Here is a 12,381-nt window from a genome sequence, read left to right as displayed (position 1 = left end):
ATCGTAATCGAGGAAAAAGACTGGGCTTAAGATTCAATTTAATTGCGGGAATCTATAATTTAGAGCTGAGCAAAAAATGAATTATGAAAGAAGTCTATTCAAGATACAAATTTTTGGCTTTTTCATAATTATCAATATCATTTTTCTATGTCAGGTTCTTTATAGCATTTTGGAAAAAATCATTCATATCATCAAAATCATTTATTGCTGCATGGAACATGAATATATTTATTAAATATGGCTCATCAGCTAAATTCTTTTTCAATAAATGAGGGGTATCTTTATAAAAAATCTGTTCAAAATGATTTAATTTTTCCATGGAAATAGGGTGAGATTTAATGTTGATTGGTTTTGATAAAGAATTTTTATGTCCTTTAGACATAGAAAAATAGGTTGAATTTTCAATATTCTTGTTTTTAGTATTGATTGAGTAATTAATGACTATTGGTAAGCCTTGATAACTAATGATTTCAATTTGATTATTATTGAAATCATAATTTTTGCCCTTTAGCACGTTAGTATTTATATTTGGAAAAATTTGATTTAGGTCAATCTGCGCAGCAATGATGCCTTCGGGCATAGTGGAAATATTAAAGTAGAGGATATGATTTTGGTCAATATGATACGGTGAGCCAGTATAAAGAGTTATATTTTTTGCCCAACTTATCTGGTGTAGTGAAACCAAGATTAATGAAATGAATAGAAGAGTAGAAGAAATAATCGACTTCATTATTTTTAATTCTCAATTGAATAAAAATTATAAAAAAGATGTGTAATTTTTTTAATATGGATGCAAAGTAGAAAAAGGGTGAGCAAACTCACCCTACATATTTCATTTATATTTTATCAGGCGCACCAAACAGCTCCTTAAACGCCTGATCAGGGCGTGGCTGCTTCATAAAACTTTCACCGACCAAGAAGGCATGAATGTCATGTTCTTGCATCATGGCAACATCCGCAGGTGTTGCAATACCGCTTTCTGTCACCAGCAGGCGAGAAGGCTCAAGTAACTTCTTCAAACGTAATGATGTATTGAGGTCAACATCAAAGGTTTTTAAATTACGGTTATTGACGCCTAGTAGACAGTTGTCAGAAAGACGCATTGCACGCTCAAGTTCTTCTTCGTCATGTACTTCAACCAACACGTCGAGATTGTGCTCAAAAGCAGTTTTCGACATTTCTTCGAGTTGTTGATCAGACAAACAAGCCACGATTAATAAAATACAGTCCGCATGTAAAGCGCGTGCTTCAATTACACCATAAGGGTCAATTAAAAAATCTTTACGTAGCGCAGGTAAGTCACAGTTCGTACGTGCAATCTGAATGTTTTCATCGGCACCTTGGAAAAAATCCACATCGGTGAGAACAGACAAACATGCCGCACCAGCATCTTGATACTGCTGCGCAATTTCAGCAGGGTTAAAGTTTTCACGAATGATGCCTTTCGATGGTGATGCCTTTTTAATTTCAGCAATCACCCCCGGACGTTTAGAGCCGAGGTTTTGTGCAAAACCTCGAACAGGTGTAGCTGCTTGAGCTAGCTCTTCGACATCTTTATAGCTACGTTGTTTAAGACGGGCTGCAAATTCTTCTTTTTTACGGTCAACAATTTTACCCAAAATTGTATTGGCGATATCTACCATGATCTGTGTCCTAATCTTAAGCTTCGTATTCTTTTAAAGTTTTCGTAAATTCAGACAAAATGCCCATTTTCTCTAGTGCTTGACCGCCATAGATAATGTCATGTGCTAATGCAACACCTTGTTTATAGCTTTTGGTTAAGCCTGAAACATAAATACCTGCGCCTGCATTTAGGGCAATCATATTCGCGGCTTTATCACCGAGTGCAGATTTGTTTTTACCTAAAGCATCTTTGATCAATTTTAGACTTTCAGCAGCACTATCTACAGATAGACCCGTTAAGGTTTGCGACTCGATATCTACAGCTTCCGGCTGAATTTCCCATTCAGTGACTTCGCCATCTTTAAGTTCTGCAACATAAGTACTTGATGCAAGGCTAATTTCATCTAAACCGTCTTTTGAATGCACCACCAAGACATGTTCTGCACCGAGTTGTTTTAAAACTTCAGCCATAGGACGACATAATTCTGTAGAGAAAACACCAATCACAAAACGTTTTACGCCGGCCGGATTCGTAAGCGGGCCAAGTAGGTTGAAAATACTACGGAAGCCCAATTCTTTACGTGGACCAGCAGCATATTTCATGGCTTTATGATGATTAGGTGCAAAGAGGAAACCCACGCCCATTTCACGAATACAGCGTTCAGTTTGCTGCATGTTAAGATCAAGGTTAATTCCTGCTTGTTCTAAAAGATCAGAAGAGCCTGATTTTGATGAAACACCACGACCACCATGTTTAGCAATAGTTGCACCTGCTGCTGCAATAACAAAACTAGACGCAGTAGAGACGTTAAATAAGTTTTGACCATCACCACCTGTACCAACGATATCTACCAAATGTGGTAAATCACTGACATCAATTTTGATCGCAAACTCACGCATTACACGTGCTGCGGCAGTGATTTCGTCAATACTTTCACCTTTTTGGCGTAAGCCCATCATCAGTGCGCCAATTTGAGCATCGGTTGCTTCACCTTGCATGATGGTGCGCATCACTTCTTCCATTTGAGGTTGAGTGAGTTCAATATTTTTCGTGATGTTATTTAAAGCTTGTTGAATATTCATAATATTTTTTGCACTCGATTATGCGTAAATTTCTAAGAAGTTTTTAAAGATTTGATGGCCATGTTCACTAAGAATCGATTCAGGGTGAAACTGCACGCCTTCGACAGGCAATGTCTTATGTTTAACGCCCATGATTTCTTCCATCGTGCCATCTTCTTCATTGGTCCAGCAGGTCACTTCTAAACATTCTGGCAAAGTCGCTTGATCAATTACCAAAGAGTGATAGCGAGTAGCGGCAAATGGAGAAGGGAGGTTGCTGAAAATGCCTTGATCGCTGTGATACATGTCAGATAAACGACCGTGCATCACTTTTTTAGCGCGAATAATATCGCTGCCAAAAGCTTGTCCTATGGCTTGGTGGCCTAAACACACACCCAGTAAAGGAATTTTTCCCGCAAAGTGTTGAATCGCAGGAATTGAAATACCTGCTTCACTTGGCGAACAAGGGCCAGGACCAATGACTAAATACTTCGGTTGCCATCGCTCGATATCTTCTAAAGTCACGGCATCGTTACGTACAACTTTTACTTCTTGATTTAACTCGCCAAAATATTGGACGATGTTGTAGGTAAAAGAGTCATAATTGTCGATCATCAAAAGCATGAGCGTATTAACCTTTGAAATTTATGCACTTAAATGTGCTTTGAATAGTCCGAAATGATTCTAAATAGTTGTATATTGACCCAAATATCGTGTGGATATTTTAAATAGAAAAATAGTGAAATATTTAGAATGCAGCCAATCATAGCAAATATTATTCAATTTCTGCTGAACAATTTCGCCAAAGTTCATCGCAACTGAAATCATTTCAATAAATTTTCGACTTATAAATTTGGGATTTAATTTGAACAAGACATTAGGCTGAATTTAAGTGGGTAAAATATGTTCAATTGATATTTTAAAAAGATCTGCTTGATGTCGTTAAAAATAGCAATTCAGGCTCTAGATGGAAAAATATGAACCGTTTTGAAGCAAAATCACCAAAATGGAGCACAATTAATGTTAAGGTAAATTGATTAAAATTAAAACAAAATGGTTAAATTAAAGTCGAAAAATGGGTACTTTACGGGCTCAAAAAATCTAAATATCGATTATGAATATAGTGATTACGCTGATTTTTTTCCATCTATAACTAGCTAAACCATTAGTTTCTCTCGTATTTAAATTCGATCTTAAAGCTTTGATAAAATCTCAATGATTTTATCGTTGAAAGCGATTAATCATTTTGGTGCATACTAGTGCAAAACCAAGTTGCACTATTTTGATACACCTGCGAGAAGTTTTTAAACAAAAGTGATGAAGAGTGGCTGAATATGGTGCATTTACTGTTACACACAGTATAATAGTCGAAAAGCAAGGAGTTAAAATCTTCTATTCTGATAAGGAATTCAATATTTTAGCTTGGCTTTTAAAAGTTGGTACGGTAATTGCTTAATAACTACCAACTACTAACACGCACTTCAGTGTGCACAAAAAAATCATCGGAGCAAAATGAGCATGGCGAACAAGGTCCTTCAACTCATCCAAGAAAGTGGCGCAAAATGGGTCGATTTTCGCTTTACTGATACTAAGGGTAAAGAACAACACGTAACTTACCCAGCAGATTCAATCGACGAAGATACGTTTGAAGATGGCAAAATGTTTGATGGTTCTTCAATTGCTGGTTGGAAAGGCATTGAAGCATCTGACATGATCTTACGTCCAGATGCAGAAACTTGTTTTATCGACCCGTTCTTTGCAGAAGCTACAGTTGTTGTGACTTGTGATGTTATCGAACCTTCAACTGGTCAAGGTTATGAACGTGACCCACGCTCTATTGCTCGCCGTGCGGAAGAATACCTAAAATCAACTGGTATCGGTGATACAGCTTTCTTTGGTCCAGAACCAGAATTCTTCGTTTTTGACGAAGTAAAATGGGACATCGATATGTCTGGCGCGCGCCACACTTTAATCGCTGAAGAAGCTGCTTGGTCTACTGGTAAAGATTACGAAGCGGGTAACTCTGGTCACCGTCCACGTGTGAAAGGTGGTTACTTCCCAGTTCCTCCTGTTGATTCTTCACAAGATATGCGTGCAGATATGTGTGCAAAAATCGAAGACATCATGGGCCCAGGTCGTGTAGAAGTACATCACCATGAAGTTGCATCTTGCCAGCTTGAAATCGGTGTAAGCTTCAACACTATGGTTCGTAAAGCGGACGAAGTTCAACAGTTCAAATATGCTGTTTGGAACGTTGCTCACCAATATGCTAAAACTGCTACGTTTATGCCTAAACCAATGGTTGGTGATAACGGTTCTGGTATGCACGTTCACATGTCGATCTCTAAAGACGGCAAGAACTTGTTTGCTGGTGATGAATACGCTGGTCTTTCAGAAATGGCGTTGTACTTCATTGGCGGTGTGATCAAACACGCTCGTTCATTGAACGCAATCACAAACCCATCAACTAACTCATACAAACGTTTAGTTCCACATTTTGAAGCGCCGATTATGCTTGCTTACTCAGCACGTAACCGTTCAGCTTCTATTCGTATTCCTTATGTTTCTAGCCCTAAAGGCAAACGTATCGAAGCACGTTTCCCAGACCCAATGATGAACCCGTACTTAGGTTTCGCTGCGCTTCTTATGGCTGGTCTTGACGGTATTCAAAACAAGATCCACCCAGGTGAAGCTGCTGACAAGAACTTGTACGACCTTCCTCCTGAAGAAGAAGCTAAAATCCCTACAGTGGCTCATAGCCTAGATATGGCGCTTGAAGCTCTTGCAGCTGACCATGATTACCTTCTTAAAGGTGGCGTGTTCACTAAAGAAATGCTTGATGCCTACATCGAACTTAAAACTGAAGAAGTTCGTCGTCTTAACACGACAACTCACCCAGTTGAATTCGACATGTACTACAGCTTGTAATTCTGTACAGAATTACACTGTAAAAAGACCCGCCTTGTGCGGGTTTTTTTATGAGATGGGTTAAGATAAAGCAAAGAGTTGAATAAATATCTAAACATGGCAAAACCACGTAAAAAACATACCGGTTTTTTCCCTTGGATTGATCCAGCTGATCAGGCAAAGGGATTTAAACTCAACTTCTCAGAAGTGACTTATTTGGAAGTTGGGCGGACCGTTGAAGGTTATAAACAGGCTCAATTTGTCGAACTGAAAAACCCAGAGCTGGCATTGGAGTTTGAATACCCTGAAAGTTTTTATATTACAACCGAAGGACTAGTTCTGATTAAAACACCGCAAGGCAAGTTTGAAGCCATTGCCAAGACAGATAACTTTTAATTCAACACTAAAAAATTGAACTGAAAAAATGACCTGCAATATTGCAGGTCATTTTTTATTGAATATCTAGAAATTTGCCAAACGTTATTGCAAACCATGCTGTTTTAGATTATCGATTTCATAAGGCGCATCTTCGGCGGGGTAGCGTAAGTTTTCTAATCCTTTGGTTTTGGCAATAGACCAAATTACACTTTCACCCGCAGGGATGTTTTGGCTGTGCTGCGTATATAAGGGATCTTGCAGGGCGTCTGCTGCTGAAATAAAAGTCCAGCCATGCTGCTGAAAAGCAGTAATGACATCCTTTAAAAAAGCGGCATTAATATCATTCACATGTAAAAGTAAAACATGCTGTGGCGAACGATTTATGGTGAGCTGGGCAAGTTGGTTATAATAATCTGCACGGTGAAGCAGGTGAGCGATATACGCTTGTTTTAGGCGGTCTAATTTGTCCTGATCTTGCAGTTTGGCATAGTCGAGATATTTTCGGTTATAAAACCAGTCACTGGCATCTATACTGACTCCGCCAATGCGGTATTTATGCTGTGCTAGCCATAGATAGACAGCATCACGCTTTTTAGCGCTATTACCTTCTTTTAAAAAAGGATACCGGTAAATACGTGTGTAATTTGGCAGCGTTTTTAGCACTGTATCCGCCTGTTCAATGCTGTGCAGATAATCTTTTAATGTGACATTTTCTTTATTCAGGTTTTGGTGCAGTGCACTATGATTGCCAATCAGATGGCCGGATTGTCCCCACGCTTGAATCAGTTGCTTACCTTGATAATCACCAATTTTAATCAGGCTCGGAAAAACAATACTTTTGATTTTTTGATCATGCAGATGCTTTAAAATTTGAGCATTGATTTGTTCCGCTTGTGCGTTAAACGCTGGATTTAATCCATCATCAAAACTGAGTGCAATAGATTTTGCTTGAACCGTGATATTGGCACAAAGTAAAACGAAAAAAATCAAAACATGTAGCGGGTAAAATGGAAACATTATGCTTATGTAATTTAGTGGTTATCCACGACATCATACTGTGTATGTGAGGTTTGTGTTGATTGCATATGTAATGAAGTGCTTAAGCCGTTTTGTTTTGTTCATTTTACTGAAAACAAGCTATGGGTCATGAAAAACGATGTTGAGTTGGTTACACTAAGGATTCGCTATACTCAGCAAATGGTTATAAGGGAAATGAAATATGCAGCGTCAAGCATGCGAAATGCGGGATAAAAGAATGTCTCCTGAATTAAGAACATGGTTGTATGCTTCGGGTTCATTAACCCAACAATTAACAGATTTTGCCCAAGGTGTATTTAAAGTTGAGCCGAGTATTGAGCAATTTCAACGTATGACGCTTCAAGATGCACGGTGGCTACAAATGCCAATACAGCACACAGCTTGGGTACGTGAAAGTTATTTATATGGCAGTGAAGCTGAGCCGTGGGTCAAGGCAAAAAGTATATTTCCAATCCTTAGCATACAAGGACGTGCGCGGATTTTTCAGCATATTGGTAAAAAACCGATCGGACATTTTTTATTTCAGCGTACCAATCCGAAGTGTGAGCGGCGTGTACTGTGGCTAGACGATGGTTGGACACGTCAGAGCTGTTATACTTGGCATGGTTGTAAATTTATAGTTCAGGAAACTTTTTTAGCGAGTTTTGAGCAATATTTGCAGAAATAACATTACCAGATGAAGGACAGTCATGGCCGTGGTGCAACAGATTACTTGGCAGCAGCGTTTAGAAGCTTATTACTATTTATGTCGCTTCGATAAGCCAATTGGCACGGAACTGGTTTTTTGGCCAACCATGTGGGCACTGTGGATTGCCAATCAAGGAACACCGCAATTCAGTATTTTGATTCCAATGATTTTGGGTACGATATTTATGCGTGCAGCAGGTTGTGCGATTAATGACTTTGCTGACCGTAAAGTCGATGGTGCTGTGGAAAGAACCAAGCATCGTCCTCTAGCGACAGGCGTAATTAGCGCTAAAGAAGCCATATATGTGTTCTTGATCTTGGTGCTTGCTAGCGCATGTATGTTGTTCTTTTTACCGATAGAAACTTTTTATTGGTCCTTTGGTGCATTGTTTTTAGCGTTCATTTATCCCTTTATGAAACGCTACACGCATTTGCCACAAGTATTTTTAGGCGCGGCATTTTCATGGTCGATTCCTATGGCTTATACCGCTGTGGGGCAAACACCTGATTTGACTTGCTGGTTATTGTACTTTGGTAATTTGGCGTGGACCGTTGCATATGACACACAATATGCCATTACTGACCGTGAATATGATTTGAAAATTGGCGTGAAATCAACTGCGATTTTATTTGGTAAATACGATATTGAAATCATTTCTTTATTACAGGCGCTAAGTATTGTACTGATTGGTTCTGCGTTGTATTTAGAAGATCTCTTGATGCCATTTGGTTTAGTTGTAATGTTGGCTGTGGCTGCCGATTTTATTTACCAATGGACTAAAACTAAAGACCGTGATCCGCAGTTATGTTTTTGGGCGTTTCGCCATAACCGTTGGGTAGGGTTTATGATTTTTATTGGAATTTTTATGGCATTGGCTCTTTAATGTCATTGATCTGAAACTTTTTAAAATGAACTAAAGCATCCTATTCGGGTGCTTTTTTTTATGCATTAATAAAAAGGCATGTAGTTTCATGTTTAAAGAATAATGATTAAAAAGGATATTTTATGAAACGTTCAAAAATAGCATTGGCTTTGACAGTTGCAGTTTCTATGCTGTCTTTAACCGCGTGTAATGACGATGATAATGACTCATCATCTTCGAATCAAAAATCAACATTTGTGTCAGAAGCAAATTATGCTTTCAATACAGTAGACAATACATCGTCCATTAAAGTCATGACCTATAACATGACTAATGTACAGGGGAAAGCAGCGACTGCAACAGCCTTGGTATTATTTCCAAAAGCTACACAACCTAAAGATGGGTATCGCGTTGTGGTGTGGGAGCATGGGACAGTCGGAGCAGGAGATGAGTGTGCGCCAAGTAAAAATGTAATTCATCCACGTTTTAAAATTCTAGCTAACACGCTTATGGCGGCAGGTTATGTAATTGTGGCGCCAGACTATGAAGGCTTAGGAACCAAAGGAGTTCATCCATACCTTAATTTATCAAGTGCGGCAAATTCGGCGCTTGCTGCAGTTAAAGCGGCAAAAGAACATTATGGTAAGCAACTCAATGGTCAGTGGATGTCGATTGGTCAATCGCAAGGTGGTCATGCATCCTTAGGGACGGCGGAATTTGCGAATACCGATACTAATTATAAAGGTGCAGTAGCAGCCGCACCTGCGTCGAGTTTAGGCACGATTATTAAGATCTATTTAGATCCAAAACTAAATGTTGATGCAAACGGTCAACCTAAACCCCATGGATTGAATAGATTGGATGAACAGTTGGCACAAGTGCGTTATGCACTTAGTATGGGGCAGCTTTCTGAGGTTCAAGCACAGGCGTTAATTGATCAAATTGCAGATGGCTATGCTGAGCTTTTGGCATATGCTGCATTGACCAGTTCGGGTATTAAAGCCTATGAGCCAAATTATGATTTAAAAAATATCTTTACTGCTGATGCTGGTGTTATTGCAGAAAAAGCCTATGGACGTACAGGGGATGACGGTGCATGTTTAAGTTATGCTGATCCAAATGGCGCAAATGGTTTGCAAGAACAGTTTAAAGCAGCTGTGATTGAATTCTTAAAGGATCCAACGCATACGGTTTCACAGTATGGAATTGATTTGAATAAAATCGATACCGATCCTGTTGTTCAGAAATTTTTAATTGACAATCAGCCAGCGACAAATGCTACTGCTGCCAAAGTAATTAAAGCGCCTGTGTATATTATTCAAGGTGCAAATGATCAGGCAGTTATTCCTGTGGTTACGCAAGCGCTATTTGCAAATATGAAAACACAAGCGACGAAGTATTTCCCAGAGGCAAATTATGCTGAAGGTTATCAATTAGACGTTGTGCCAAATGCAAGTCATACACAGGCAATTATCTGTAGAAATGCGCAAGCGGTCGAATTTATTCAAGCTAAAATGTCTGCAGGTACAGGTATTGTCTTAACCAATGAGCAAAAAGATGCAAGCCAAAGTCCACATTGTAAGGGGGTAGCTGCTTCAAGCTAAGTTTTTTTAATAATAAAAAAAGGAGCATGTCTCCTTTTTTTGCATATTGGATTATTAATCATTCAATCCGTGAAAATGAGGGGGTACAGTTAGTTCGAGCAAAGAATGTTATGAAGACTTGAGCGAATTTTGTTTTTTGCTATATTGGGCGTCGAATTATTTATGTATATGAAAGAATAGTTATGTCTGAAGTTAAGCCAAAACCCAATACCAAAAAGATGATCACTCTGATGGCACTTGGGCTATTGATTCCTATATTTTTGGTCAGTATGGCTTTTCTTGCAGTCAATAGTGATGCCAAAAACCAAGAAAAATATAAGCAACAACAAGCTGAGATGATTGAGCGTATTAAAGCAAAAGAAGCACAAGATGAGGCTTTGGCTGCTGAGGCTGACCAAGCAGTATCAGAAGTGCTGGCAGCTCAATAGTCAAATGCTCAATAAAATTCTGCTTACGTTATGGATGTGAATGCAATGCGCATTCACTCAATGTTCGATTGTACCTTAGGTATTTAACAACTATTTATTTACATCATGCCTGAGCGTGTGAACTGTTGGAATACTGGTATAGCGGATTACACGGTAGCCAGCTTCTTCAAGCATTGCATCACGTTCAGCATCTTCTTGCTCTTTGCCTATATGACTGGGGTCATCCAGTTCGATAATTACAAGCACATCGTAAGTTTGGTCAAGTATGACAAAATCAGTGACTTTTCGATTAAATCTATTTCTGATTTTGTAATTTTGAGTGGTGATCAGTGCGCTAAACGCCACTTGTGCTAAAATGTGGTAGTTCGGAAATGCTTCATTTAAACGATGAAACATCTTACTTTCAAAGGCAGTGATTACACGACGTGGGAAAAACTTTTGTTTGCTTCTAAAAAGTCTGGGAAAGACTAAGCAGACAAGGGCAAAAGTTGCCAAGCAACCAATAATAAAAAATGTAAACTGACTGAGATTTGGCACGAAATAAACTACATATATGAAAAAAGCCCACGTCATAATGCGTGGGCTTTTTAGAATTTGGCTCTCCAACCTGGGCTCGAACCAGGGACCTGCGGATTAACAGTCCGTCGCTCTACCGACTGAGCTATTGGAGAATCTGCACGCATTCTATGGGGCAAATGCAGTGAGGTCAAGTCAGAATTGCAAAAAATAAGGAAATTTAGGCTGAATGTATTAAATATAAACACCTTTAATATAAAGCGTTTTTAAAACTTAAGCTCTGACTATTCTTTCTAATGTGGTCGGAGAGCTAAGTGAATAGCTTAGGTTATAGAGCAAGTTATACTTATCTTAAAACAAAAGTCAGAGCATAAAAAAGCCCACGACATAATGCGTGGGCTTTTAGAATTTGGCTCTCCAACCTGGGCTCGAACCAGGGACCTGCGGATTAACAGTCCGTCGCTCTACCGACTGAGCTATTGGAGAATCTGAAGTGGATTCTAAAGATGTATGGGAGGGTGGTCAAGCCTGATTTAAATAAAATACTTAAAAATCAAATTAAGTGTTTTAAAAATAGCCGAATCAGACAACTTGGTACATATACGGATACTTTTTAGGAAAGCAAAAACAAAAAAGTAGGTATGCTTTGTTAAATATCAGGCAATAAAAAACCCACTTCGCAATGAGTGGGTTTTTTAGAATTTGGCTCTTCCACCTGGGCTCGAACCAGGGACCTGCGGATTAACAGTCCGTCGCTCTACCGACTGAGCTATGGAAGAATAGATGGCTCTCCAACCTGGGCTCGAACCAGGGACCTGCGGATTAACAGTCCGTCGCTCTACCGACTGAGCTATTGGAGAATCTGATGCGCATTTTAGGGATGAAAGCTAAAGCGGTCAAGTAAAAATAAAAGATAAAGCGCTTAAATGTTTTTTTATTATCCAAAGATGAGTTTCTTGCTTATTTATTGATTATTTTAAGCTTTTGTTGCGTTAAACCCTATCGGAATACTTTAACAATTATAGTTAATAGAGTGATGGATGGAATGGTGGGTAAGGTTGCGTTAGATCGCTATTCTAGTTCTGAACATGCTGAGAGCACTATGTACCGTCATTTCGGATGACCTTTATTATATTGAAATAGTTAATAATTAGTCAGTAAATTCCAGTTGTTTTAATTAGACTTCTTTCATAATTCATTTTTTGCTCAGCTCTAAATTATAGATTCCCGCAATTAAATTGAATCTTAAGCCCAGTCTTTTTCCTCGATTACGAT

At 38.9% G+C, this 12,381-nt stretch carries 12 protein-coding genes and 4 tRNA genes; 6 read left to right on the top strand and 10 right to left on the bottom strand.

From position 1 onward, the window contains the following. Positions 1-145: 145 nt before the first annotated feature. The 4 genes from AC25JC_RS17020 to AC25JC_RS17005 form a co-directional block, all read right to left on the bottom strand. Positions 146-730 carry a hypothetical protein gene (locus AC25JC_RS17020; RefSeq protein ID WP_486924501.1) on the bottom strand — a complete coding sequence of 195 codons (585 nt, stop codon included), beginning with the start codon at positions 728-730 and terminating at the stop codon, positions 146-148. Positions 731-836: 106 nt separating this feature from the next. After that, a complete protein-coding gene (gene trpC, locus AC25JC_RS17015; RefSeq protein ID WP_486924500.1) occupies positions 837-1,643 on the bottom strand; it encodes an indole-3-glycerol phosphate synthase TrpC in 807 nt (268 codons plus the stop codon). Between the two features lie 16 nt (positions 1,644-1,659). Next, positions 1,660-2,706, bottom strand: coding sequence for an anthranilate phosphoribosyltransferase (trpD, locus tag AC25JC_RS17010; protein WP_168379163.1), 1,047 nt, complete (start codon positions 2,704-2,706; stop codon positions 1,660-1,662). An 18-nt stretch (positions 2,707-2,724) separates the two neighbouring features. After that, the gene (locus AC25JC_RS17005) at positions 2,725-3,309 is read right to left on the bottom strand and encodes an anthranilate synthase component II (RefSeq protein WP_486924499.1); all 585 of its coding nucleotides are present in this window, start codon (positions 3,307-3,309) and stop codon (positions 2,725-2,727) included. An 888-nt stretch (positions 3,310-4,197) separates the two neighbouring features. Here AC25JC_RS17005 and glnA point away from each other — a divergent pair. Next, positions 4,198-5,613, top strand: a complete 1,416-nt coding sequence (gene glnA, locus AC25JC_RS17000) for a type I glutamate--ammonia ligase (protein ID WP_171319222.1) — start codon at positions 4,198-4,200, stop codon at positions 5,611-5,613. A gap of 96 nt (positions 5,614-5,709) precedes the next feature. Continuing rightward, positions 5,710-5,988 (top strand): hypothetical protein, encoded by a 279-nt coding sequence (locus tag AC25JC_RS16995; RefSeq protein ID WP_111884533.1) that lies wholly within the window; start codon positions 5,710-5,712, stop codon positions 5,986-5,988. Between the two features lie 84 nt (positions 5,989-6,072). On the opposite strand, the gene AC25JC_RS16990 is transcribed toward AC25JC_RS16995, so the two are convergent. Next, complete coding sequence (locus AC25JC_RS16990) at positions 6,073-6,987, bottom strand: polysaccharide deacetylase family protein (protein WP_486924498.1); 915 nt, start codon at positions 6,985-6,987, stop codon at positions 6,073-6,075. 202 nt (positions 6,988-7,189) lie between these two features. Here AC25JC_RS16990 and AC25JC_RS16985 point away from each other — a divergent pair, with 202 nt between their 5' ends. The 4 genes from AC25JC_RS16985 to AC25JC_RS16970 all read left to right on the top strand — a co-directional run bounded on the left by AC25JC_RS16985 (position 7,190) and on the right by AC25JC_RS16970 (position 10,590). Beyond that, positions 7,190-7,675 (top strand): chorismate--pyruvate lyase family protein, encoded by a 486-nt coding sequence (locus AC25JC_RS16985; protein WP_486924497.1) that lies wholly within the window; start codon positions 7,190-7,192, stop codon positions 7,673-7,675. 22 nt (positions 7,676-7,697) lie between these two features. Next, positions 7,698-8,579, top strand: a complete 882-nt coding sequence (gene ubiA, locus AC25JC_RS16980; RefSeq protein WP_486924496.1) for a 4-hydroxybenzoate octaprenyltransferase — start codon at positions 7,698-7,700, stop codon at positions 8,577-8,579. Positions 8,580-8,701: 122 nt separating this feature from the next. Then, entirely contained in the window at positions 8,702-10,162 is a 1,461-nt protein-coding gene (locus tag AC25JC_RS16975; protein ID WP_486924495.1) for an alpha/beta hydrolase family protein, read from the top strand. A gap of 182 nt (positions 10,163-10,344) precedes the next feature. After that, a complete protein-coding gene (locus AC25JC_RS16970; RefSeq protein WP_486924494.1) occupies positions 10,345-10,590 on the top strand; it encodes a hypothetical protein in 246 nt (81 codons plus the stop codon). A 90-nt stretch (positions 10,591-10,680) separates the two neighbouring features. On the opposite strand, the gene AC25JC_RS16965 is transcribed toward AC25JC_RS16970, so the two are convergent. The 5 genes from AC25JC_RS16965 to AC25JC_RS16945 all read right to left on the bottom strand — a co-directional run bounded on the left by AC25JC_RS16965 (position 10,681) and on the right by AC25JC_RS16945 (position 11,966). Beyond that, on the bottom strand, positions 10,681-11,163 hold the full coding sequence (locus tag AC25JC_RS16965; RefSeq protein WP_486924493.1) for a DUF2726 domain-containing protein: 483 nt from the start codon (positions 11,161-11,163) through the stop codon (positions 10,681-10,683). 22 nt (positions 11,164-11,185) lie between these two features. After that, positions 11,186-11,261, bottom strand: a tRNA-Asn gene (locus AC25JC_RS16960). 255 nt (positions 11,262-11,516) lie between these two features. Continuing rightward, positions 11,517-11,592 (bottom strand) — tRNA-Asn (locus tag AC25JC_RS16955). Between the two features lie 217 nt (positions 11,593-11,809). Continuing rightward, positions 11,810-11,885, bottom strand: a tRNA-Asn gene (locus AC25JC_RS16950). A gap of 5 nt (positions 11,886-11,890) precedes the next feature. Further along, positions 11,891-11,966 (bottom strand) — tRNA-Asn (locus AC25JC_RS16945). Positions 11,967-12,381 lie beyond the last annotated feature (415 nt).

It is taken from the genome of Acinetobacter sp. P37 (assembly GCF_057480965.1).
The sequence above is the reverse complement of the archived record's forward strand: the minus strand, read 5'-3'. Positions and strand labels throughout refer to the sequence as shown.